Below are 24,561 nucleotides of genomic sequence, written 5' to 3' on the forward strand. Positions count from 1 at the left end.
CTCAAGACAATGAGCGGACGTTCGGTTTAACGAAGATAGTCGTCGCTGCATTAAATAGCTTAGATGGGTATCACCGATATTTTTTTAGAGGGTCTATGGTGGCAGTTCCAAAAAAATATGATAGTCAGGTATAAGTGAAGAGCTGAAAGGCAACAGTGCAAAGAAGTATAGAAATAACGGTATCAAAAACACGCCACCGGAATGTAGAGCTAAGTAATCGCTTAAGTTTTGGAGAAAATGATACCAAACTTACGAACCAAACTATTGAGCCGACACATGCGCCAAAAGCAAATAATGTCGGATTTGGTTGCAACGCCCCAACACCTCCAAGCAAAAGTACCGTGTCTAAATAAACATGAGGATTGAGTAAACTGATTGCCAGAGCGGTAAAAGCAGTTTTCCGCCAATCAGTGGCAACTGTTTGGCTAATATGCAGTGCTGAGGAGCCTTTGTATGCTCGCGTCGCTGAACCAAAAGCCAGATAAAGTAATAACCCAATCCCAGCCCACGTGAGCCATGGCACAAACTCTGGTATCCACTCTTGTAATTCACTTGCTGAGTAAACGCCGATAACTATCAGTGATGCATCGCATAAAATGCAAACCGAAGCGATTACCAGCCTATTTGCGCCTGCCATACTTTGACTTAACACCCATATATTCTGAGCGCCAATCGCAATTATTAAACTCAATCCTAAAATTAGACCTGATACAAAAGACACCTATTACCACCTAGTTATCGGATACATTCAAATGAGTGGTGGAATTTTATTCACTGTAATATCATGCGTCTAATGAATAATATTTCCCATACATGAATTTTCATCATGATAGATTATCAGCTGCTTGAAGCGTTGTTTGCAGTAGTCGCGGAGAAGGGATTTGAAAAGGCCGCTAAGAGATTGTTTTTGACACAGTCTGCTGTTAGCAGGCGTATACATCACCTAGAGTCGTTGCTGGGCGAGCCTGTCCTAATTCGAACAAAGCCGCCCAAACCCACAGAGCTAGGAACCAAATTGTTGGTTCACCTGCAACAGGTTCAACAACTCGAATTATCGTTGAACCTGAAAGGCAGTGACTTCCATTACGATAACCGCCAACCTATCACCGTTAAGCTCGCAGCGAATGCTGACTCCTTGGCAACATGGCTGCCTGAGGCTTTGACAGCTCCTCAGGAGAGTTTTGAATATAATTACAGATTTGAAATTTTAACGGAAGACCAATCGGTCGGCTTGAAGAGAATGAAGGCTGGGGAGGTCATGGTTTGTATATGTTCGAATGCTTCGCCAGTTAACGGCAGTCTGGCATATGAACTGGGAGCTTTACGATATCAAGCTATATGTAGCCCCTCTTTCATAAAGCGTTACGACATTACATCTCCACACCAGCTTGCAGACCTTCCATGTTTGGTATTTGATGAGCATGACAAATTACAACATGAATTTCTCGCACAACTGAGTGATTCAGTCCCTCGCTATACACACATTTGCCCCTCACCAGAAGGATTTAAGCAGGCAATGCTTGCAGGGTTGGGATATGGGCTTCTTCCTATCTTGCAGCTGGGAGATTCAGTTGAGAAAGGGGAACTGGTTAACCTTATGCCAGACTACCATTTGGATACGCCTTTATACTGGCATTGCTGGGAAGCGGAAAGCCCTCCTTTAAAAGCGTTAAGAACCCATGCAGTTAAAGTTGCTGCTAAACGTTTAATAAAAATTCCTTGAAGGCTATTTCTTGAGTGAGGCAGTCATATATATTTCAAGAAACCTATATTCTTTATTTGCTCTCAACTGCAATTGAAAATTCTTGATGTCAATGTCTGCAATACGTACACTTCAGCCCTACAGAATGACTGGCTCCAAAAGACAAGGAGCGGACGGTCAAACGGCCCAAGCAGGAGCTATAAAACGTAGGCAAAACTGCGAACGAAGTGAATTGAGCTGAGCCTGCATGTTGTTGTCCCAGTGCGCCTCTGGCGCACGGCCTAATTTGATTGTTATGCTTAAAGTGCTAACGAAGATATTTTTGATCTAGTGCTGGAATCTAATTGAGCCCATTCTTTAGCAATATTTATTTGCATATTTGCAGACGCAATCTCTTTTATGGCTATGTTTACTTGCTTACGCTGAGACACTTCATACCATTGCAGAAAGTTAGAAAGATGCCAAATTGCAACTTTTCCAGTATGAACAGGTTGTGGAAAATTTATCTTAGTAGTTTCCAACTTACGCAAATATTGCCGAGTAACTCCCATTAATTTGGCTATATCAGTAAGCCCAACTAAATCTGGTGTGGATTCAATTAATTTGGCATCTGGAATAGCTGATTTAACATCCCCTATCGCTGATGTCACAGCAGAAAATGCATCACTAGCTTCTCGTGTAAACTGAAGCGCAACACGGCCTTTTTGAGCTATTCCAATAATAGCATCGTCGCAACCAGCTGCTCCAAGAGCATCAATGTAGTCTTGCGGATCTTGGGAAGAATCTGGAAGTGAAAATTTTAACGTAAATTCAAATTCTTTCATAATTTACTCCTCCGGGTCAGTATCCCGAGCAGTGCAGTTATCAACAACTCTCTTAATTTGCTTGGCGTGATTACTAGCATTTTTAGGTGTACTCCAGACACTTGAAATACAAAATTCACCACAGCGACACTCTTTATCATTGTAAGGGCAATATATTTTACCCCAAGCATGACCACCACCTACTTCCACTCTCCAACCAAGCTCTTCAGCGTAATTCAATGCTTCCTCAATTTCCTTTTTCGAATGTTTTTTTCTAGGCATGCTTAATCAAAAATCTTTTGGTAGAGTGTAGGTGAATAAAAGAAGGTTGTCAACTGACAACCTTGCTAGTAACAAGTTATTACTAAGAGTCCATACTAATACCCGTTTCCTCAGAAAAACTATATCTGGGTTTTCAGGGAAAGGGATATTAAGCGTCTTATATACGCACGGAGTTGCTCTACATCGAGCTTCCAAGGGCATCAACAGACAAACAGCGGACGGTCAGGCTTTTACCACTGGATTTCTTCATTTGGTCAAAAGCAAACTTCTACTTATTATGGGTAATCGAATGGTCTGGGCTTTTGAGGTTTATAGTCTTTTAAAGACGATTGTACTATCTTTGTGGGATCAAGCTTTGGAAGTAAGTCACCTACAGTATTTTTAACTTTATTAACAAATTCAAGGTCAGCATCTGGATTAATTATTATTCTCTCGATTAAGATATTCAAATCTACTTCAGGTTTAACTCCCTGTTTCTAGTCCTTGATTAGTTCTTCAGAAGGAAAATAATCAAACGCAACTGTTGTATCAATTAAATCATTAACCATTCCATGGTCTTCAAAGAAAATACGTAACTCTCTTTCATCACCGTAAGCTCTTTCTTTGGTCAATACACGTCCAAATCGTGCTGAGGTTATAGGAAGTTTAAAACCTTCATTTTCATAATCAATATAATTGACAACACCAGCATGCAACTTGAAGTTTTTATCTGCACCAAAGCTTTTCTTAAGGGCCGAATAGTTCGTGACAATCGCTAAACTATTTGAAACTTTCCCATAAATCCGCTGCGCCGGTATTTTCATGCTCAGCACCTGACTGTCAGCAGGCGCCCCCTCTTCTTCACCCAACCACAACAACTCACTCTTCGGGTGACGAAAATGCACAGTGTAAAGCTCAGCTACCGTATTCACATCCACCACACTATCGCCCTCTGGCACCACCAGTAACGCGGGTACAGAAACTAATTGCTGATGCAATGACACCTGAACCGCATCAACGCTTTTCTGATACGCGGCAAACCCTTGCATGGCCATGGAGTTATACCGTGTCGGGTTATCTTCAGGTTCTACGTTTGGCCAGCTGAACACGCCGGTTAAATACGGCGCCAGCCAGGTGACCGCGAAACGGGATTCAAATGCCGGCGAAAACAGCAATAACCCGGCAATATCATCACGCTGACCCGCGGCCACAACGGCCAGATTAGTGCCGGTGGAAAATCCGGCCAGATATAACTCATCCACCTCGCGTGAGAACTGCTCGACATGGAAATTAGTGGCTTGTTGCCATAGTTCATAGCTAGCGTTCAGCATATCACCGGGTTTGGAGCCATGGCCGGGTAGAAGTATCGTTCTCACCCATACATCCTGGTCACACAGGCGTTGGGCAACATCCTGAAAAAAGTACGGCGAGTCCCCCAGACCGTGGATAAACAACACGCCTTTTTTATTGCCGACACCACATTCGAAAGGAGTGTTGATCTTGATCTCCCGCGGCTTATCTGAGCCGGTGAGTTGACGGTGTTCGTTAAGCCAGTAGGCAACGGCTAGCTGGTAATCCGAAAAGGGAGTAATTGTGGTCGGCACGAGGGTGTCCGACGGAGAAAATCTTTCATCGTGGGTTTGCTGACAACTGCTCAAAAGCATGGCCGAGCCAGTTATCACCAATAACACCAGGCAAAACAGCCGAAATAATTTCATCAGGCAGGGATGGTCTGATTGTGCTAAATATTCCTGACCCTACCTTCGTTCCGGCTGCATTTCAATAAGTACTTCAGGAGGCAACCGGTAACTCTACTCGGCTGGCAGTGAGTTCCCGGGCCAGTATTTTGTGCGTTAGCAGGCTCAGGAGCTCGGTTTCTTCTTCGCTGCGCTCGCCGTCTACACCCGACATCGCCATGGCCACTTCCAGCGCCTGATTGGCATTAAACGCTAAATCAGTCTGCAAGCTGCGTAAAATATCAGCGGCGTCACCGGTATCCAAGGCCGTTCGGGTTTGGTAGATAACTTCGTTAACGTAAGCTTCACGGCAGATGGGACTGTCCCATTCGAGGGATTCTACCAGCTCTTCAAGGTAGTCCTGCTCGCTGAGCAGAATTTTTCTGTCGACCTGATAAAACAATACCGCAAGTTTTATCAGCGCCTGATTAAATTTTTGTTCTTCTGACAAATGCATAACAGCTCCTGTTCACTACAACCGGCATCCGGCCGGTAACCTCTTTAACAGATAGTACCCTATCATGTTACACACATGTTAATTATAAGTTTAAATTGTGATTTTCCAAGACCAATTTCATCTAAAAACCGGCTTTTAAGGCAATAAAAAACGGCTCCTGCCTAACCGACAGCGAGCCGTTTTACATCACGCTGATTGGGTACTGTTATCTTAGTCCCAAAGTGACATCATGGATCACAAAGTTACCGGTATATTTTTCATCGGCGCGCCCTACCGGATCGATAGCGAAGAACTGCTTGTCTTCATCATCAAGTGCCTGATAACCACCAATCACCTGATAAATCCACACTTCCGGATCGAACTCAAGCTCGCGCTGGCTGAAATAATCCAGCGCCGATAAGGACTGACCGTTATCAATCACTTCACAAAAGTAAGCATCCACCTCTTCCTGTAGCGGATCGCTGTCTAAATCCACTGACTGCTGTTCACTGACATCAATGGTCGATGCTTTTTCCGGTTCGCTCACAGTGGGCTTACGGCGATACACCGAGCTCAACGAGGCAACAATCTGCTGTAATTCCTGTTCGTGAGCAACCTGATTAACATCGATGCTGGCCGGTTTAAGCATGGCCGCCGACTGATTAAACAATACCGGAACCTGAGTAAGATTCGGGTAATTACCGGGCGCAAAGTCAGGGTGATGCTCCATGTGCAGTAAAAAGCCTTTAAGCAGCCGTGTACGGCCCTGGAACTCACGAAAACGCCCAAGTAAATCGAGCAGTCGTGCTTGTGCAACCGACAGCTCCTGGGTTGCTTTAGAGAAGCTTTGCTGTAGGGCAACCACCAGCAAATGGCGCAATTCACGATTACTGCCAGCGATTTCACTGAGCTCATCAAAACGGAAGCATTCCAGTTGATTCAATAGCTCCGATACCTGCCCTTGGGCCAGCTCATTCTCGCGGATTTTGGCTTCCACTGAGGATACGTAACCAAACTCGTTATTAATGCGGCTAAACATCACCCGCACGCTGTTAGCCAGCGATTCGGTGAGCTGATACACGTGCTCAGTCAGGTCGGTCATGTAAGCGTGAGCTTCGTTAAACCGGTTGTAGTGCAGTGATTCTTTATAGTGCTCTGCAATGGTTTTTAAACTCGCCAGCGCGGTACCGATATTGGCGTTAATGTTGCGGTTGCGTTCATCCTGCAGGCCGCTTTCCAACAAGTTTCTGACTGCACTTTTAAGCCGCAGTGCACTTTGTGGATCCGGTCGCCATAAAATTCCCAGTTGAATGAGCTGCTCGAGGACCTTGCGGCTAAAGTTTGACTCATCCACCGAGCCGTTCACGTAGGCGTGCATAATGAGATCGCTGTGGCGACCCAATGCATTTAAAAACCGGCTCCCTGCCTGAATAAGCACCTGACTCATAGCAGACTGCCCTGCTGAATAGCCGCTTCTGCCTGCTCTGATAACGACAGCGACTCGGTCTCGTCGATAAAGCGGATCACTTCGAATAAGTGCTCTACTTTGCCGGTAGCCAGATAAATCTGCTTTTCCGGATTGGGCTTCATTAAGTACCCTAAGTCGGTGAGCTTTTTAAACACCTGCTTAAGCTGGCCGTCCAGATTGACACTGGTGGAGCCAAACAAGCGGTAGCGGGAAATTTTTTCCAGTTGCTCACTGTAAGCCGGGGTATCCTCGATAACGGTTTGCAGCTCATTTAAGCGGATAGCATTGCCCATGGTGAGCGGCATATCCGATTCACTAGCCTGCTGAACCAGTAACAACCACTCCACCAATGGCACCAGACTGGAGGTGGTTTCCTGAAACTGCTGCAGTAATACTTTACGTTCTTCGTCGCCCAGCGTGAGATAGCCGGCAAAAAACACTTCGCCCTCGCCGGTGGTGGCCAGGGTGCGGTTAAGCAGGTTTAAATGCGGTTCGAGTTTACTGGCATTATCGCGGCTTTTTAAAAAGCGCCAGCTGTCTTCATCACTCACCTGACAAATAAACTGGCCATTGAGTAATGCGCTCAATACTTTGCCCTGTTCGGTCATCATGCTGACACCTCCTGCTTAGCTTTACGGGCCTGAATCAATGATGACAGGTTTGAGCTCTTCGGCTGAACCACCTGTAATTGCTTAGACACTTTGTCGATGAGATAACGGTTCTCAAACAGTTTTAATACATCAGACTCCGGATTCGGGAACGCGCCAACGACACTGATATTGTTAGCCTGACAGGCATCGAAAATCTTTTTCACGTTGCTCTGGTGCAAGGTACCGAGCTCATCAATTGGCCAGTGGATAACCGCATCTGCTTCACCACGTAGTAAGCGGGTAAAGGCCAGCAGGAACTTACATAGAATCAGGTAAGCCATACCATGGCTCGAAGACTCATTCAGCTGTCTGTCGGTGCGGATCACCAAATCACTGTTGCCCTCGCGCAGGTGCAGTTCGATATCCAGCAGTTTACTTATACCACCAGAAAGCGCGGCACGGCCCAGAATATCCAGCACCCGGCGCATGCTCTGACCGTATTCATCGTCCGGCAGTTCGTGGGCGCCCTCTTCCATCCAGCTGTCGTACAGGGTGCGGAAATGCTCCAGCTCAGGCCAGAATTCCAGCTCACTGATGCGGGAACGAATTTTCACCGCGGAATCCGATACGCCGTCGAGGAATAACTCGCCATCCACTTCCTTACTGATACGACGGCTCTGACTAACGATACGCTTGTCAATGTCTGCCAGCACAAAATAGTACTGACTCAGGTCGGCACCAAAGATCCGGCCCTGTTCGCGCAGCCCCTGAATTTTCTGCGGTACAATCACGTTTAACAACTGGGATAAGTGCCCCACCATGCGGCGATGATCAATGCCTTTCACGCCGTGAGCGTTGATCACTGCGCATTCTTCACGCGCGCGTTCCCAGGTGTCTGACAGGCCGGTACCGGCCTGAGCGGCAATCAGCTGGTCGAAACGTTCAACATAATTGCGGATATCGCTGAGTAGCTCTTCCCGCTCTTTTAGTAGCGCCTGAGCACGGGATAACCGCTGAGTGATGCTAAGCTCGTCATGTTGCCATTCGGCCACGGCCTCAACCTTAGGCAGCGTTTGTTTGGCCAGATTCTTTGCCAGAGTATCTACCTGACCTAGCTGCTCGGTAGCTACGCTAAGCAGTTTCTCCAGCTCTGACTGTTTGGTTTTTAAACTCTCGCGAGTTTCACGATACTGCACCTGCAAATCGTTCAGCTCACGCTCAGCCTCGCTTAACACCTTGCGGGCTTTGGTTAAGCCCTGCTGCCAGGTAACCTTCTGGCCGGTAAATACCGTTTGGTACCAGCGGTCGTAGTCAGCCACTTTATGGCGCTGGGTTTCGGTTTTATAAATGGCGTCTTTCAGACTCTTCACTTGCTTTTTAAGCTGGCCAATTTCATCGACATCCAGACCGCGCTGGTTAAGCTCGTTTTCCAGCCATTTGGCCATTTCTTCCCGGTCCTGAGCCGCCGACGCTTTAGCTTGCTTAATTTCGCCATCCAGTTGCGCCAGGCGAGCGTCGCTGTCGGCAATCAGTTGCTGCCAGTGGAAGCTATGTTCAGTAACGGCTTCGCGCTGCTGATCCTTAATATCATCGCGATCCATTTCAAACTGGTTTTGCAGTTTCTTTTGCGCTTGCTGGTTTGTTTCCAACTGAGATTTCGCACGTTGCTTACGCTCTTTAAGCGCATGCTGATACTCGCTGAGTACCGACTCTTTGTCTTGCGTTGCGCGTTTACGGGCCGCTTCTGCGCTGCGTACCGCGTTGTCCTGGCGGGTCATTGCCAGTTCGGCCACACGCACCGCTTCATTACACTTAGCCAGCTCGGCTTCGCATTCATTTTGTTTATCCAGCGCATCAGAGAGCGCGGCTTCGGCCTCACCCAGCGCCTTTTTCAGTTCCTGCTCGGTTTTCGCATAAGCCGGCGCGTCCAGATGTTCCAGCGCCAGTGCTACGCCATACAGTCCGCCAGCACTATCGGCCGGCTTAGGGTTCAGATCCGTGCGGTCGAGTAATTCAGGGCGGATAAGGCGGCCGACAGAGCCTTCCCAATCATCCACATTGGCGCGCAAATACTCCAGCAGTGAGCCTTCACCGGGGTACAGCAGTGCGTTAACTTCTTCTACCTGCTGCTCGGCTTTGCGGTGCGCGGTCCGGGCTTTTTCCAGCGCCTGATTGGCAGCGTCGCGCTGCTGAACAGCCTTCTGATAGCTGCTTTGTGTCTGCCGGTATTCGCTACGTACGCTGTCTTCGCTGATGCTTGCCTCTTTAATCGCGGCATCAAGCAGTTCAAGCTGTGACTGTTCGAACTCGTTATAACCGGCATTGGCCAGCGCTACTTTGGCTTCTGCCTCACTGACTTTGAGTTCGTTAAGCTTGGCGTGGTAGCTGTCGCTTAAAGTATGAATTTGTGCTTCGTAATCGGCTTTAATGTCCTGGAGCGCTTCCCGCTCCTGCTGTTGCTGCTCGCTGCGTTTTTCTGCAGCTTCCTGGCGGGCTGCCGACAGTTCTTCTACCTGGGCACTCAACCTTTCGCCAATTTCAGCCACGCGGCGGTTATAGGCTGATTCAATATCCTGATGCTGTTCAGTAAGCAGTGTATAGCGGCTGGAAACCAACTCTAAATCGCGCTGCCACTGGGGCAGTTTGGCCACGTCTTCTTTCAGTTGTTCGATGTTCTGATCCTGCCAGTTATCGAACTCGCGCTCTACGGAATCAAGCTCTGCGGTGTACTTTTCCACATCGGCCCGCGAGGCGGAGACCTGCTGGTTAAGTTCGTCGCGGCGTTCGTTCCAGGTGCTGTCGCTGAGTTTTTTCTGATGCAATACGTCATCAAGTTGCTGACGAGCCTCTTCGCTGCGCGCGGTAAGTTTGGTCTTATCCAGTGCAAAGGCCTGACTGATCTCTGCCAGGCCACTTTCGGCTTCCTGCAGGGCCATATTGGCCTGCTCCAGGCGGGTAAACTCGGGGCGTACCTTGTCGAAGGCGCGGATTAGGTGGCATTCGCGGATCCAGTCGTCTACCCGGTTGCGCGACAAACTGGAGGTAGGCGGCTGCACGCCGTCCTCTTCCAGAATAGCGGCAATCATGGCCTTGATGGTTTCCATTTTGCCTTCCTTGGAGTGTACCGCTTTAGCCAGCTTTTCGATATGACGTAAATGCTCGTTAGACTCACTCAGGCTGAATACCTTGGCGTATCCGAGTAACTCACGGGCACTGCTGCTTTGATTCAGCACCCCCTGATCGTTTTGCAATACCGCACGAAAGTCTTTGGTGGTTAACAGGCTCGATACCACAATATTATTGCGCTTCATGGCGCGGGCGATTTCGGTGGAGGACAGCGACGCATGCTTACCGCTTTTTTGCTGATAGAGGTAGTCATCCAAATCGAATGCTTTGGCAATGAAGCGGTAATTAACACCGGTGCCATTTGAGCTTAACACCGCCTGGCACAGTTCGCCGTCGGCGCGAGTATATTCATAGATGATAAAAGATGACTGACGCGGCAGATACCAGCGTTCGAAACTATCACGGGTTGCCGGCACTACCCGACTCGGATATTCGCCGTAAAAAACCGGGATCAAACGTTGTAGTGTGGTTTTACCCGAGGCATTGGTTCCGCAAATGTTAGTGTGCCCGTCAAGCTTAAGTTCAACGACGCCCGGTAAATGAGTGTCGATAAGTATAATTCGTTTAAGACCGGCCATAGGATTCCTGTTTCTTTATTAGAATATTCTTCACCGTGATTGTTTGGTTTATTAACTGAAGAGCGATTGCCAGCGCGGCTGATGGCTGGCTTTACGGCACGGCGAAATTAACGCGTCAGTTTATTATGAAATTGTGCTGTTGCACAGGTTTGAAGGGGCCAGTTTTGGGCTTATGCAGAAAAATCGCCACGATCGCGTATTATTTAACCAAGCTTTGTGACTCTACGGGTTATCGGGCAGCGTATTTAACCACAACGTCTGGTTTTCCCGGTACTCCGGATCCGCTATGACCTCATCCAGCACCGAGTCGATGGCTCTTATCGCGCGTTTGCCCCAGGCATTGTTGGTACAACCGATAGCACCATAAACGGGCTGTTCACCGTATTCCGTGGTGAGCATATAGGTTAGCGACTGGTTATTTTCTTTGATTGCGAAATAGCGCAGGACGCCGGGATAATCGAGCGTGTAATGGACCCGTTCAAAGTCAATTTGCTGCAGCAGTCGCAGCGGGCCCAACACGCCGGGGAGCGCGAGGACATTATCGTCATCTTTGTGAGCGTCAATGGCACTTTGCAACTCTTCAGGAAAACGTCGCGCACCGGCAAAGCCGAATATTAGCGAATCGTTGTTGAGCAAATCTCTTAGTGACAGTGTTTCCGGAGGAGTTGGATATAATTCTGTCAGTAGCTCTTTACGCAGAATAATACCCAGTGGTGGGTAGACGGTAGTCTTTTTACTATAGACAAAACGGTCGGTATCCTGACGCTTAATCATGCAAGGAAAACACAGATTTTCCGTACCTTCGATTAACCGGTTTATTCTTGACTGCGGGTACACGTCAATAGTGGTATCAAGCGGTGACAGCCTGGCATTTATTTTATCCACCAGCACATCGCAAATACCGTAGCCGGCATGATGCCCATCCAGAATATGAAAAGGCGGTGATGGGTTTTTTATCCAGCGAATATCCACCTGGGGGTTGGCGCGCGTTTCTTCAGCAGCCAGTGAGCCCTGACCAGACCACAAATCCGCTGTGAGCAACGTAAGCAGCAAGATAGCAGTATGCAAAGCAGGGGGAATAGTTCTTTCCATTTAACAGCAAGTAGCATGATTTCAATAACGAGTTGAGTAAGTATAGCCGTTGCGATGAGCTTTTCGCAGACAGCGGTTACAACTTTTTATTTTATGATGTAACGATACTAAAACGCCGAACAGAATAATCAGACTGTTCGGCGTTGGTTACATTACCGTGGTGGGAACATCCCCCCCATACCACCCGGGCCGCCGCCACCTGGTGGCATCATGCCTTTCATCTGGCGCATCATTTTCTTCATACCGCCGCCAGACATTTTCTTCATCATTTTTTGCATTTGCGTAAACTGCTTAAGCAACCGGTTCACGTCCTGAATTTGGGTGCCCGAACCGGCTGCAATTCGCCGTTTTCGTGATCCTTTGATGACTTCAGGCTTTTCACGCTCAGCCGGCGTCATGGAATTGATGATGGCTTCCATTTGCACAAATTGCTTGTCGTTAGCCTGATCCTTGATCTTGGCGGTCATATTGCCCATGCCCGGCATTTTATCGAGCATGCCCATCATGCCGCCCATGTTGCGCATTTGCTCGAGCTGCTCTTTAAAGTCCTGCAGATCAAATCCCTTACCTTTTTGCACTTTCCTGGCAAGTTTTTGGGCCTTATCTTTGTCGACTTTGCGCTCCACCTCTTCAATAAGGCTAAGCACATCACCCATGCCCAGAATACGAGAAGCGATTCGTTCCGGGTGGAACGGCTCCAGGGCATCGAGTTTTTCACCCATACCAAGGAATTTAATGGGCTTACCAGTAATTTTTCGTACCGAGAGAGCCGCACCGCCACGGGCGTCACCATCGGCTTTGGTAAGAATAACCCCGGTAAGTGGCAAGGCTTCGTTAAAAGCTTTGGCGGTATTCGCTGCATCCTGACCGGTCATGGCATCTACCACAAACAGAGTTTCTACCGGCTTAACCGCTGCATGCAGGCCTTTAATTTCGTCCATCATGTCGTTATCGACATGCAAACGACCGGCGGTATCGACTAACAGCACATCAAAGAATTGCTTACGCGCATCATCGATAGCGTCGTTAACAATATCGATAGGCTTTTGCAAAATAGTGGACGGGAAAAATGTTACGCCTACTTCTTCGGCCAGGGTCTCCAACTGCTTGATAGCTGCCGGACGGTAAACGTCGGCACTGACCACCATGACCTTTTTCTTCTCACGTTCGGTGAGATACTTTGCCAGTTTGCCTACTGAGGTGGTTTTACCCGCCCCTTGCAAACCGGCCATCAGTACTACTGCCGGCGGCTGTGTTGCCAGGTTCAGCTTTTCGTTCGCCTCCCCCATCACCGATTCCAGTTCGGACTGAACTATTTTAATGAAAACCTGACCCGGCTTAAGGCTTTTGGTGACCTCGGTACCCACGGCACGGGCTTTCACTTGACTAACAAATTCCTTAACAACCGGTAAGGCTACGTCTGCCTCAAGCAGTGCCATACGCACTTCTCGCAGCGTATCTTTGATGTTGTCTTCGGTCAGACGGCCGCGCCCGCTTACATTGCGAAGTGTCTGGCCGAGGCGTTCGGAGAGATTCTCAAACATAAATCAATAACCTGAAACAAAAAGTAATCGCTGAAGTATACCGAAATTTACGCTGTTTACGTAGGGGGGATTAACGATTTATCGCAATCAGGCAGACATCTGGTTGAATTCTTTGTTATTCTGACGTATCTATACGGACTTATTTATCATCAACGGGTTATCTACAACGAATGGCTACCTTGTTTGCGCTGTTGGCAGTTGCTGCCTATTTGTTTTCAGCGGTTTCGGTGACGGGGCGATTTTTTCATAATCAGGGGCCTAACCGCATGCTGTCGCTGAGTATTGCGGCACTGGCAGTGGTATTTCACTCATTTTATCTGGGCGATGCGATTCTGGCCGCTCAGGCCGGACAGAATATGAGTATTACCAACGTACTCTCACTGGTTGCCTGGCTGATAACGTTATCAATGCTGGTTAGCAGCAGCCTGTTACCCAATACCATCTTATTACCCGTGGTATTCAGCTTTTCCGCGTTTACGGTGCTGGCATCCATGTTTGTACCGGTCAGCCATATTATGCATATCGACATGCGTCCGGGACTGGTGATTCATATTACGTTATCACTGTTTGCCTACGGGGCGCTGGTGATTGGCTTTTTATATGCGCTGCAGATGTCTTATATAACCCACCAGCTTAAACATAAAGGCGCTGGCTTATTACACTCTTCGCTGCCGCCGCTTATGCTGGTTGAGTCGATACTTTTCAAGCTGATTTTACTGGGCACCATCTTGCTGGTTATTGCTCAGTTAAGTGGCTTTATCTTCCTCGACAACATGTTTAGTCGCGGTTATATCCATAAAACGGTATTATCCATTGCCGGTCTGATTGTTTTTATTGTGCTGCTGGTTGGCCAGAAACTCTGGGGCTGGCGCGGAAAACAAGTCATATCACTAACTGTAGTTGGCGTAATTCTGCTCTCTCTGGCTTATTTTGGCAGCCGGTTTGTCAGCGAAGTACTCTTATAGTCGCATTCACCGAATAAACACTTGAAACCACGTAGCTGACTGTCTACATTGGTGGTTCTAATTAGTACAAGGGATTCCTTAGTTGGACGACATATCTACCAGTGCACTGCTGATTGCACTGGGCATTTTGATTGCACTTTCAGCCTATTTTTCCAGTTCGGAAACTGGAATGATGTCTATCAACCGCTACCGCTTAAAGCACCTTCAGGGCGAAGGGCACCGCGGGGCTAACCGGGTCCAGAAACTCCTCGACCGCCCAGACCGTTTGATCGGTTTGATCCTTATCGGTAATAACCTGGTTAACATTGCCGCCTCAGCCATAGCGACCATTATTTGTACCCGCTGGTTTGGCGAATACTGGGCGGTGTTTGCTACCACCATTGGCCTGACCATCATCCTGCTTATTTTTGCTGAAGTGACGCCTAAAACACTGGCGGCGCTGTACCCGGAAAAAATTGCTTTTCCCAGCTCGCTGATCCTGTCGCCGTTACTGAAAGTCCTTTACCCTTTCGTTGCCTTTATTAACGGCATTACCAACGGCATTCTGGCGATAATGCGTATCAGGCCACATGACGGTGCGGGCGACTCCCTCAGCCGGGAAGAGCTGCGAACCGTGGTGTATGAGGCCGGTACCATGATCCCTAAAAAGCACCAGGACATGCTGGTTAGCATTCTGGATTTAGAAAATGTTACTGCAGAAGACATTATGGTGCCGCGCAGTGATATTGTTGCCATTGATATTAATGACGACTGGAAAATCATTCAGAAGCAACTCACTACGGCGCAACATACCCGCGTGTTGTTATACCGCGATAGTATTGATGATGCGGTTGGCTTTGTGCACGTGCGCGACGCCCTGCGCTTGTTATCTAAAGATCAATTTACCAAGGCCTCACTGCTACGCGCAGTAAGGGAAATCTATTTTGCGCCCGAGTCTATTCCCCTGCATACCCTGATGTATCAGTTTCAGGCTGAGAAAGAGCGGATTGCCCTGGTCGTTGATGAATACGGTGATATTCAGGGCCTGGTAACACTGGAAGATATTCTGGAAGAAATTATTGGTGACTTCACCACCACTAACCTGCCCGACCACAGTAAGGAAGTCTCCATTCAACAAGACGGCAGCGTATTGGTAGATGGCAGTGCCAACATTCGTGAATTAAATAAAGAGATGGACTGGAGTTTTCCTACCGAAGGTCCTAAAACCCTTAACGGTTTGATTCTGGAATACCTGGAAGAAATTCCGGAGAACAATGTCAGCCTGCGTTTAGCAGGATATCCAATTGAGATTATTGATATTAACGAAAATATGATTAAAACCGTGCGGGTGATGCCTGAGTATTTCCGGGAAAGCGCGCCTACCCCTAACGAGTAATCTTCCGCTTGGCCAGAGCCTTTGCTTTGGCCGCTGCCACCTTGGCCGACAAATCACTTAATTTGCCCATCAGTTGCGTCAGCTCTTCGTCTTCGTGCAGGTCTGCTTCCTCAACATGACGCTGAAGCGATTTACGCAACTGTTCAGGGATCGACTGGCCGGACATACTCTCTCAAATAATAGATTCACTACAGGTTCTATATCGGAAAGCGGCCGGATTTCTAAAGCAAAAATGTATCAGAATAAACAGAAATTCAAAGCAGGAAAGATTGCAGATAACGCCAGCTCATACTGGTATGCCAGTTACAGCCCCTGATAGTGCTTGAGTAACACGCCTTTACTGCGGCTTAATGAATAGCGCACCACCGCCACTGAGCCAGTGGCGAACAACGACATCTTTGGCACATCGCAGATTTCGTCGAGAAAAAACGATACAAATGGCATATGACTCACCAGCAATAGCGGCTGACCGGCATTGTTCTTGATGCTCTGCCGGGCCAGTACGTCGACGTAATCGTGAACCAGTTTTACATTACCATCAGGCGTGATGTCGGCGCAGATTTCAAACTGACTGGCATGCAACGTGCTGGCAACCTGTTGATAAGACTGACGGGTCCGGGTATATGGACTGACCAGTGCGGTAGCGATCTGATTGTCGAGGCAATAGCTCTCTGCCAGCCAATGGCTGGAGGCCCCAACTTCCGCGTTACCCACGGCAGTAAGCCGCCGGCTCTTGTCATCGGTAAGGAGTCCCTCGGCCTCACCATGGCGCATGATAAAAATTAAAATGTCGTCTTTGCTGCTTTGACCTGACATAACATTGCTAATATGATGAGAAATGACAAGTGTACGATAACAAAGGTCGCGCCCCTCGCCTAGTACTATCGCATTGACTTAGACTAAGGTGGGATGACTCAGTCCGTGAGCCGGGCCGGAAGTATAATAATAAGCGAATAAGCGAAGACAAATACATTGAATATTTCCCAGGACTTAAACAGTACTGAATCACTTGTTCTCGAAAATGGACTCCGGGTACTCGTTATTCATAAACCTGAAGTAGACACCTGCTGCGTGTCGGTTAGCGGTAAGGCTGGCCACTTCTTTGACCCCACTGATTGTCCGGGGCTGGCGCATCTGCTGGAACACATGTTGTTTATGGGCAACGACCTCATCCCCGAGCCGAATGGCATTAACGACCTGATTGAACAGGCTGGCGGGTCTATCAATGCATGGACCGGTACCGAATTTGCCAATTACCATTTTCAGGCTCATGCCCAGGCGTTGCCACGCTTACTGCCCGCTTTAGCTGCAATGCTGGGAGCACCGCACTTTAAGCAAGAGCGCATAGCGGCTGAAATTCAGTCCATCGATGCGGAGTATCAGTACAAACGCAAGGACGACTTACGACGGCTCTATCAAATCCATAAGGAAACGGCCAACCCGGCGCACCCTTTCGCCAAGTTTTCAGTTGGCAATGAACTCATATTTAACCAGTTTCCGGTATCTACGCTAAAAGAAATGCTCAGCAATTTTCATGAGCAGTACTATTGCGCGAAAAACCTTACTTTGTGTGTATATTCGCCTTTTAGCGTTAGTCAGTTAACGCCCTGGTTGGAAGGTTCCTTTGGCCTGCTCGCCGCGGGATCCGCTGCTGAACTTGAATTACCGCCCCTGTATACGGCGGGGCAATTAGGCACGCAAATTAATATTGAGCCGTTGCAGGCCGCAAAGCGCCTGATCATTACTTTTGCTTTGCCAGCCTTGCATCTGGATATCAGTAGCAAGCCGCTGGATTTTATCAGCCATGTACTGGGCGATGAGGCCTCAGGCAGCTTGTTTGCCTATCTCAAAGCAAAAGGCTGGATCAGCAATCTGATTGCCGGCTCTGGTATCGAAGGGCAGAATTTCAAAGATTTTAATATTAACCTGCAACTAACCGAAAGCGGACTCAAACAGCAAAACGATATCATCAACGCGGTGTTTTATGTGATTGAGCAACTTAAGCAAGCCGCTACGGAAGAATGGCGCTTGCAGGAAAAAGCCAAATTGAATCAATTGGCCCGGCAATACGATGATTCCCATAAGCCTCTGCAGGCAATCAGTGAACTGGCTGAACTACATCAATATTTTAGTTGGGATGAGATCGCCAACGCCTGTGTTTCTGAAACCTTAACTCAGCAAAGCTTGTGTGATGCTCTGGCTTATTTTACGCCGGCGAACCTGCGGGTAAAAGTTATAGCTCAGGGCGTGCACACCACTAAAAGGTGTGCTTATTACGATGCAGCCTATGCGATTGAGCCTTATACAGAGCAGCAACTGGCAGCGTGGCAGACTCCCAGCCCGGTGCAGGCTATATTTATGTCGCCTCCAAACCCTTTTATTGGTGATAGCTACAGCCTTTGTAAAAATGAAGCACAATTTGCACTGCCGCAACAAATAGTAAGTGATAAAGGGTTTGATTTCTGGTTTTGTCAGGATCACATATTCAATGTACCCAAAGGTGATATTTTCGTGTCTTTTGATATCCCGTCTTTGGCCCAAAATATTCACCAGGTAGCGGCGAAAAGGCTATGGCTGGCCGCGCTTAATGATTTTCTGCAGGGTCGCTTCTATCGGGCGGAAATAGCCGGACTACATTACCGGATATACGGCCATCAGGGTGGCTTTAGTATTCACACCCGAGGGTTCAGTGCTCAGCAAGGGCAATTACTGAATCATCTGATTGATGCCATCAAAGGGTTCACACCAGATCCACAAACCTTCAAACAGGTTCAGTTACTGCAGTGTCAGAGCTTACATAACACACTGCTAAATAAACCAATTAACCGTTTATTCTCGCGCCTGAGTGTATTAATTCAAAAAAACACGCACGCACCGGTAGAAATGCTGGATGCCGTGCAGCATTGTCAGTTTGACGATATTCAGCGACTACGAGACAGAGCCTTTGATTACTATCATGTTGACGGGTTGATTCACGGTAACTGGTCGTCCAGCGCTGCCCGTCGTATTGTTGACAGTGTGCAGACACAAACAGTCTCTGCCAAAGCGCCACCGCTGCCCCGCCCGGTTGCCAAACTACCGGTGGGCAAAACCTTATATCATGAAGTAGCCTGTGAGCACGATGACGCCGCGGTTGTTTTGTATCTACAGGCGCCCAGCAATGACATCCAGGATGTCGCTATGTGCATGGTACTGGAGCAAATGCTGGCGGGTTCCTTCTTTACTACCTTGCGTACAGAGAAGCAACTCGGCTATATAGTGGGCACCGGTTATGTTCCGCATAATCAGCATCCGGGCATCGCTTTTTACATTCAAAGCCCCAACAATGCGCCGCAGGTATTGCTCGATCATATATCCGCTTTTTTGCAGCAACAAACCAGCGAAAAAGCGTTTTACGAAGGTTATTGGCCACACATAAAGCGCAATCTGTTAAAGCAGTTGCAGGATGTTGATATTAATCAATCCATGCGTTCTCAAAATATCTGGCAAAGCCTGGGCGCCAAAGACCCGCAACTTAATAACAACCAACGCCTTGCACAGGCTATCGAGTCGATGCGATTCAGCGATATCGAACACTACGCCACCGACATGAATCTCAACCAGACTTTCGGACAACTGGTATTGTTTGCCCCGGGTAAATTTAAAACCATGAACGTCGCAAATGACGTCTTTATTCCGAATATCGCGGATTTTAAATCTAAAGTTGAATTTTACCTTTGAGCATTTAATCCCCTCTTTCCTCCTACTGTCACCACGGGTTGCCCAAGAAATACACAGGCAGTGATGGCAATCAAAAAAAACCTTGTAGAGACGCTGTTTATTGGGCATATTGGGTAGCGGATAGTAGGGAAGCTAGACACGATAAGAAGTAAAAAAGATAAGGCATTCAATGCCAAAGGTGTATGGTGCGCTCAACCCAAAGAACGACTTTTGTACTGATATTTTCAGTGCTATTCCTATTTACCCGTGCGGCTTTTGCTGCCGCGGATTTTAGTGACACTCGCTTCACAGCTCTCAGTGATATCAGCTTCACAGAATACAAGATAGAAGATGGGATCAAAGAAGACATCATAACATCCATCGTTGAAGGCCCAAATGGCTTTATATGGGTTGGTGCAACCGAAGGATTATTTCGTTACGACGGCTATAAGTTTCGCGAGTATAAACATTCCAGGACTGATCAATACTCAATGCCAGAAGGTTCAGTCAGAACTATGTTTGCATCCTCAGATGACGAGCTATGGGTAGGTACATACAATGGATTAGCTAAGTACCAACCCGACAATGACAATTTCAAAATATTTAATATCGATAATTCAATATTAAGAAATAATGTAATCTGGTCGATTGATGAAGATAATTCTGGGAACATCCTTATTGCCGATGTTTCAAACCTCTACACAATTAGTCGAGAAACCGGGGAGTTAGCGCTTCTGGACGGACGAATAGATTTTCCGGATGACATCGAAAAAATTAGAAATGAAACAAACCGGATTTGGATAGCAACTATTTCATCTGGAGCTTACATTTATGACAAAAAGCGTCGTCAGCTTTTCTCCCTGAAATCGGTCAACCCATGGCAAATCAACCTACAAGCAGACACCGTCTTTGATATTCAAACTATTAACGGCAATTACTGGATAGCAACCAACTCTGGCATAGAAATAATAAGCAACGAGGGAAGAGTTGTTAAAAGGATTAATAAATCAAGCTATCCAAACCTCAAAAACAGTACTATTCGATCTATTTCGCAGATATCTAAAGATATAATCTGGATCGGTACTGAAGATGGCTTGGTTATCTACAATGAAGTTAAAGATAAAATAAAGGTCATCGATGCTGATATGAAAAATATCACTTACCTCGATAACCAATTCATATTACGTATTTACAAAGATTCTTTATCCTCAGTCTGGCTTGGAACTTTGGAAGGATTATATCGTTATTCAGCAGGCTTTAACCCTTTACGACTTTATTCGCACTTAAGAGATGAAAATAAAGATGAAGCTAAGGATGAGGATGAAGAAAAAGAAGAAAACATTGGCTCTCAAAGAATCTGGTCTCTTGAAGAAGATAGTAAAGGCAATTTTTGGATAGCGACTCAGAGTGCGGGATTAAACCGCATAAACTTTCAAGAAGAAGAACAAAGATATTATCTGAAAAATCGAAACAATCAGTTGTGGGACCTTATAATTGACCGGTTTGATCAAATTTGGATTGCCACCTCTAAAGGAATAGAATTTTACGAGTTGGAGAATAATGAACTCATAGAAAAAGGCATTTTCCTCAAGAACGAACTCATAGATAATTTTCATTATGACGGCCAGAACATCTGGGCTTGGACTGAACAAGATGGTCTAATATCAATAGAACCAACTAAAGGTACTTCAGACGAAAAGCCTATTTCTTATGAATTAAAATTTCACTCGAGTTCATTGAAGGAAGCGATATCATCCCCTATTTACACTGACCTAGACGGCCAAATATGGCTAGCTGGAGAAGGTGAAATAAAAATTTATGATCCGGCAACAGATAAAGTCAGCAAGACAATAACACTTAAAGGCCATCAACAAAATTCACTCCCAAGAGCGATGTCGGTATACCTATGGGGGAATTATTATTGGTTGACCACCCAGTCAGCCGGTTTTTTCCAAGTGGATAAAAGCACCCTAAATGTAGTCCGCCATAATAGTTTAAATTTCGACTCAAATATTCTCTCATCTATTGGTTTAAAAGACGCAATTTGGATAGCTACTGCATCAAATGAAATTAAGCAAATTCTTTTGCCTAATTTCGAAACTGTATTGAATTTGTCCAGTACACTGCTTGAATTAAATGATTATTCCGAAGGAGCTGTTGCTAAAACGGATAGTAATGGTTTGATCTTTGGTGGAGATCGGGGCTTTCATCATTTCTATCCTGAGTATTTATCTTTAGATAAGTTTACTGATATTCCTTCACAAAAACCGGAACTGTTGACGTTAAAACTATTTGGTAATGAACAAACAATAAACCAAGCCGACACAGTTTTGGATAAACCTCTCAATCTCAAGAGCTCTCTTTCCTTATCTTATTCAGACTCTAGGTTCAGCTTCAGTTTCGCAGTTCTCAACGCTGTTTCTCCAGCAACGGTTAGTTATCGATACCGACTCAGAGGTTGGGATAAGTCTTGGACAACATCAGACACAGAAAGAAAAGCCCCTTACAATAATATATCTTTCGGTGATTACGTATTTGAAGTTCAGGCCAAAGAAGACGGTAAAATCTGGTCACCCTCTCGCGAGTTGAATCTGACAATTTTACCCCCCCCATGGCTGCACCCTGCAGCTTTAATATTTTATGGCTTCTTTGCGGCAATTATTACTCTGTATGTAGTTCGTCAATACCACGTTCGTCGTCGTCAGCGAATTGCTGTTTCCGAGTCGGAAGAACGCTTAAAACTCACGCTTTGGAGCAGTGGCGATGAGTTGTGGGACTGGGATGTTTATCGAGGCCAGGTTTACCGGTCAAACACCTGGGGTACCCTGGACTTTCCTCAGGACGATATCCGCACCAGTAGCGCTTATGACGCCAATATCCATCCCCATGATCTTAAGCGCGTTCAGGATGCTCTGAAGGAACACCTGGAAGGTAAAACTGACTTCTACGAAATTGCGTATCGAGCCAAGACCTTTACCAATACCTGGCTATGGATACTGGATCGCGGCAAAGTGGTACAGCGGGACCACAACAATGAGCCCATCAGGATGACGGGCACATTGAAGGATATTCAACATCTGAAAGACGCCGAAGAGCAGCTCAACCTGTTTAAGCGCTCTATCGAAAACATTTCTGAAGGCGTGTTCATTACCGATACCAAATTCCGCTTCATATCGGTGAATAATGCCTACTGTACTTATACTGGTGAAACCCGGGATCAGGCATTGGCTACTTACCTGTATTTCCATCAGTACCCGGAAGCATTTACCGAAGAGATTAAGAAAACGCTGCGCTCCAGAGGCAACTGGAGCGGTGAAGTTGAAAGTAGCCGGGTAAATGGCGAACGTTACGAAATCGAGCTGAATATCGATGCGGTGCATGACGACGACGGTCGTATCTCGCATTTTGTAGGCGTATTTTCAGACATCACCTCCCGTAAGAGTACAGAAAAAGAATTATTGAAACTGGCTAACTCCGATCCACTCACTGAGTTGCCTAACCGTTCGTTTTTCCAGGCCAGTCACAGCAACCTGGTTCGCCGGGCGACTCCCCATGCCCTGCTCTGCCTGGATATGGATAACTTTAAGAAAATTAACGACTCGCTCGGTCACCAAACTGGCGATATTTTAATTAAGCAAATTGCCAAGCGTATCCAGCGCATGACCGATAGCAACTCTACCTGCTATCGCCTTGGCGGTGACGAATTCAGTATTCTGATGGAAGATTTTTCGGATATACATACCATCACCCACTTTGCTCAAAGTATATTAAACACCCTTTCACGGCCGTTTATTATCAACAAGCAAGAGTTCGTGTTGGGTGCCAGTATTGGTATTGCCCTATTCCCTGAAGATGGTTCCTCACCTCAGGAATTATTGAAAAACGCCGATACGGCCATGTATTTCGCTAAAAACAATGGCGGTAACAGTTATCAGTTTTTCAGTGGCGAAATGAATCAGAACGCCGTTCGGCAATTGCAGATAGAAAACCTGATCCGTCAGGGTATAAAAGACAATTTGTTTACCGTTTACTATCAGCCGAAAGTAGATATCACCACCGGTAAACTAGTCAGCATGGAAGCGCTGGTGCGTTTTGAGCACCCGAATAAAGGCATAGTAAGCCCAGGACAGTTTATTCCGCTGGCGGAACAAACCGGGCAGATTATCGAGATTGGTGAACAGGTTTTACGCAAAGCCTGCGAAGATACCAAGCGCTGGGTCAGTGAAGGCTTATTCAGCGGCCGGGTGGCAGTCAATATCTCGGCAAAGCAGTTTGAGCTACCGGACCTGGATGACCGCATAGAAAACGTACTTCGTCAGGTGGGTCTGTCTCCTCTGCACCTAGAGTGTGAGATTACCGAAGGCACATTGATGGAAAACCCGGAAGAAGGCCTGAGAATGATGCAGCGGCTGCGTGATCGCGGTATTCACCTGGCACTTGATGACTTTGGTACCGGCTACTCTTCGCTGGCTTATCTGAAGAAATTCCCACTCAATACGTTAAAAATCGATAAAGCCTTTATTGATGATATCGCCAACAGTAATGTTGATCGTCATATGGCGGCTGCAATTATCAATATTGCTCACAACCTGGGCCTGAAAGTGGTTGCCGAAGGGGTGGAATATGAAGAGCAACTGAATATTCTGCGCCGCTACGACTGCGAAATGCTGCAGGGTTTCCTGTACAGCAAACCACTCAATGCAGAACGCTTCGAGAAGCTACTCCGTGAAAACAGCTTACTGCATAAAATCATTAATAAGGTTTCTCCAACCTAACTAAGTCTGTAATGACTTATGTCGCAGGCGCCGGTCATATTTTAATGCCATTCTTCTGTCCCGCTAGCTAGGTGTAAGCTGGCAGGGATTAATGCTAATGCATAACTGTTTCATCTCACTTTATTACTAAATCTCATACAACCTGTCCTTACACTGCTATCTGAGGCAGTTTCTTGATAAAACCCTTCATGTTATTAGCCAGTTACAAAGTAAGCGATCAATATAGACCCGGATCACCCCATTTTATCTAAGTCGCTCGTTAATTTTTTGTCCGCGAATCTCTCTTTCCAGACTCTTGGCGTCAGGTCGAGTACGTCTTTGGCCGGATGCAGTGCTACACGCTGCAATACATCCACGAGGTAATGGTAGGGATTGACGCCTTGCAGGCGGCAAGTCACCATCAGGCTTTGT

18 protein-coding genes are annotated in these 24,561 nt (G+C 46.9%); 5 read left to right on the top strand and 13 right to left on the bottom strand.

The annotated features are described in order from the left end of the window. Window positions 1–124: 124 nt before the first annotated feature. Window positions 125–721, bottom strand: a complete 597-nt coding sequence (locus C6Y40_RS19600; RefSeq protein ID WP_105936086.1) for a LysE/ArgO family amino acid transporter — start codon at window positions 719–721, stop codon at window positions 125–127. Between the two features lie 105 nt (window positions 722–826). Between C6Y40_RS19600 and C6Y40_RS19605 the strand changes: the two genes are divergently transcribed. Next, on the top strand, window positions 827–1,723 hold the full coding sequence (locus tag C6Y40_RS19605; protein ID WP_105936087.1) for a LysR family transcriptional regulator ArgP: 897 nt from the start codon (window positions 827–829) through the stop codon (window positions 1,721–1,723). A 278-nt stretch (window positions 1,724–2,001) separates the two neighbouring features. Here C6Y40_RS19605 and C6Y40_RS19610 read toward each other — a convergent pair whose 3' ends face one another. The 9 genes from C6Y40_RS19610 to ffh all read right to left on the bottom strand — a co-directional run bounded on the left by C6Y40_RS19610 (window position 2,002) and on the right by ffh (window position 13,336). Further along, a complete protein-coding gene (locus tag C6Y40_RS19610; RefSeq protein WP_105936088.1) occupies window positions 2,002–2,526 on the bottom strand; it encodes a DNA-binding protein in 525 nt (174 codons plus the stop codon). 3 nt (window positions 2,527–2,529) lie between these two features. Further along, window positions 2,530–2,787, bottom strand: a complete 258-nt coding sequence (locus tag C6Y40_RS19615; protein WP_105936089.1) for a hypothetical protein — start codon at window positions 2,785–2,787, stop codon at window positions 2,530–2,532. Window positions 2,788–3,263: 476 nt separating this feature from the next. Beyond that, on the bottom strand, window positions 3,264–4,370 hold the full coding sequence (locus C6Y40_RS19620) for an alpha/beta hydrolase (protein ID WP_170308539.1): 1,107 nt from the start codon (window positions 4,368–4,370) through the stop codon (window positions 3,264–3,266). Between the two features lie 187 nt (window positions 4,371–4,557). Further along, complete coding sequence (locus C6Y40_RS19625; protein ID WP_105936091.1) at window positions 4,558–4,959, bottom strand: hypothetical protein; 402 nt, start codon at window positions 4,957–4,959, stop codon at window positions 4,558–4,560. Between the two features lie 205 nt (window positions 4,960–5,164). Then, window positions 5,165–6,385, bottom strand: a complete 1,221-nt coding sequence (locus tag C6Y40_RS19630) for a phosphoenolpyruvate carboxylase (protein ID WP_105936092.1) — start codon at window positions 6,383–6,385, stop codon at window positions 5,165–5,167. Then, complete coding sequence (locus C6Y40_RS19635) at window positions 6,382–7,017, bottom strand: condensin complex protein MksE (RefSeq protein WP_105936093.1); 636 nt, start codon at window positions 7,015–7,017, stop codon at window positions 6,382–6,384. Before C6Y40_RS19635 ends, C6Y40_RS19630 begins: the two co-directional genes overlap by 4 nt. Further along, the gene (locus C6Y40_RS19640) at window positions 7,014–10,700 is read right to left on the bottom strand and encodes an ATP-binding protein (RefSeq protein ID WP_105936094.1); all 3,687 of its coding nucleotides are present in this window, start codon (window positions 10,698–10,700) and stop codon (window positions 7,014–7,016) included. Before C6Y40_RS19640 ends, C6Y40_RS19635 begins: the two co-directional genes overlap by 4 nt. Window positions 10,701–10,922: 222 nt before the next feature. After that, a complete protein-coding gene (locus C6Y40_RS19645; protein WP_146129617.1) occupies window positions 10,923–11,792 on the bottom strand; it encodes a hypothetical protein in 870 nt (289 codons plus the stop codon). Window positions 11,793–11,944: 152 nt separating this feature from the next. Continuing rightward, on the bottom strand, window positions 11,945–13,336 hold the full coding sequence (gene ffh / locus C6Y40_RS19650; protein ID WP_105936096.1) for a signal recognition particle protein: 1,392 nt from the start codon (window positions 13,334–13,336) through the stop codon (window positions 11,945–11,947). A gap of 170 nt (window positions 13,337–13,506) precedes the next feature. Here ffh and C6Y40_RS19655 point away from each other — a divergent pair, with 170 nt between their 5' ends. Together C6Y40_RS19655 and C6Y40_RS19660 are read left to right on the top strand one after the other, a co-directional pair. Next, window positions 13,507–14,301, top strand: coding sequence for a cytochrome C assembly family protein (locus tag C6Y40_RS19655; RefSeq protein ID WP_105936097.1), 795 nt, complete (start codon window positions 13,507–13,509; stop codon window positions 14,299–14,301). Window positions 14,302–14,383: 82 nt separating this feature from the next. Next, the gene (locus tag C6Y40_RS19660) at window positions 14,384–15,676 is read left to right on the top strand and encodes an HlyC/CorC family transporter (RefSeq protein WP_105936098.1); all 1,293 of its coding nucleotides are present in this window, start codon (window positions 14,384–14,386) and stop codon (window positions 15,674–15,676) included. Here C6Y40_RS19660 and C6Y40_RS24840 read toward each other — a convergent pair. After that, complete coding sequence (locus C6Y40_RS24840; RefSeq protein WP_164464666.1) at window positions 15,666–15,842, bottom strand: hypothetical protein; 177 nt, start codon at window positions 15,840–15,842, stop codon at window positions 15,666–15,668. The genes C6Y40_RS19660 and C6Y40_RS24840 overlap by 11 nt on opposite strands. 137 nt (window positions 15,843–15,979) lie before the next feature. Then, window positions 15,980–16,492, bottom strand: a complete 513-nt coding sequence (gene sixA, locus C6Y40_RS19665) for a phosphohistidine phosphatase SixA (protein ID WP_105936099.1) — start codon at window positions 16,490–16,492, stop codon at window positions 15,980–15,982. A 156-nt stretch (window positions 16,493–16,648) separates the two neighbouring features. Here sixA and C6Y40_RS19670 point away from each other — a divergent pair, with 156 nt between their 5' ends. Together C6Y40_RS19670 and C6Y40_RS19675 are read left to right on the top strand one after the other, a co-directional pair. Then, on the top strand, window positions 16,649–19,396 hold the full coding sequence (locus tag C6Y40_RS19670) for an insulinase family protein (RefSeq protein WP_105936100.1): 2,748 nt from the start codon (window positions 16,649–16,651) through the stop codon (window positions 19,394–19,396). A gap of 182 nt (window positions 19,397–19,578) precedes the next feature. Beyond that, complete coding sequence (locus C6Y40_RS19675) at window positions 19,579–24,150, top strand: EAL domain-containing protein (RefSeq protein ID WP_105936101.1); 4,572 nt, start codon at window positions 19,579–19,581, stop codon at window positions 24,148–24,150. A 233-nt stretch (window positions 24,151–24,383) separates the two neighbouring features. Here C6Y40_RS19675 and C6Y40_RS19680 read toward each other — a convergent pair. Then, the coding region (locus tag C6Y40_RS19680) for a transposase domain-containing protein (protein WP_146129465.1) at window positions 24,384–24,561 on the bottom strand (178 nt) is incomplete at its 5' end.

It is taken from the genome of Marisediminitalea alba, from assembly GCF_002993365.1.
GTDB classification, from domain to species: domain Bacteria; phylum Pseudomonadota; class Gammaproteobacteria; order Enterobacterales; family Alteromonadaceae; genus Alteromonas; species Alteromonas alba.

Coding starts and splice junctions, on each gene's coding strand:
- C6Y40_RS19605 (WP_105936087.1), top strand. CDS start 827: ATGATAGATTATCAGCTGCTTGAAGCGTTGTTTGCAGTAGTCGCGGAG.
- C6Y40_RS19610 (WP_105936088.1), bottom strand. CDS start 2,526: ATGAAAGAATTTGAATTTACGTTAAAATTTTCACTTCCAGATTCTTCC.
- C6Y40_RS19615 (WP_105936089.1), bottom strand. CDS start 2,787: ATGCCTAGAAAAAAACATTCGAAAAAGGAAATTGAGGAAGCATTGAAT.
- C6Y40_RS19625 (WP_105936091.1), bottom strand. CDS start 4,959: ATGCATTTGTCAGAAGAACAAAAATTTAATCAGGCGCTGATAAAACTT.
- C6Y40_RS19630 (WP_105936092.1), bottom strand. CDS start 6,385: ATGAGTCAGGTGCTTATTCAGGCAGGGAGCCGGTTTTTAAATGCATTG.
- C6Y40_RS19635 (WP_105936093.1), bottom strand. CDS start 7,017: ATGATGACCGAACAGGGCAAAGTATTGAGCGCATTACTCAATGGCCAG.
- C6Y40_RS19640 (WP_105936094.1), bottom strand. CDS start 10,700: ATGGCCGGTCTTAAACGAATTATACTTATCGACACTCATTTACCGGGC.
- C6Y40_RS19645 (WP_146129617.1), bottom strand. CDS start 11,792: ATGGAAAGAACTATTCCCCCTGCTTTGCATACTGCTATCTTGCTGCTT.
- ffh (WP_105936096.1), bottom strand. CDS start 13,336: ATGTTTGAGAATCTCTCCGAACGCCTCGGCCAGACACTTCGCAATGTA.
- C6Y40_RS19655 (WP_105936097.1), top strand. CDS start 13,507: ATGGCTACCTTGTTTGCGCTGTTGGCAGTTGCTGCCTATTTGTTTTCA.
- C6Y40_RS24840 (WP_164464666.1), bottom strand. CDS start 15,842: ATGTCCGGCCAGTCGATCCCTGAACAGTTGCGTAAATCGCTTCAGCGT.
- sixA (WP_105936099.1), bottom strand. CDS start 16,492: ATGTCAGGTCAAAGCAGCAAAGACGACATTTTAATTTTTATCATGCGC.
- C6Y40_RS19675 (WP_105936101.1), top strand. CDS start 19,579: ATGGTGCGCTCAACCCAAAGAACGACTTTTGTACTGATATTTTCAGTG.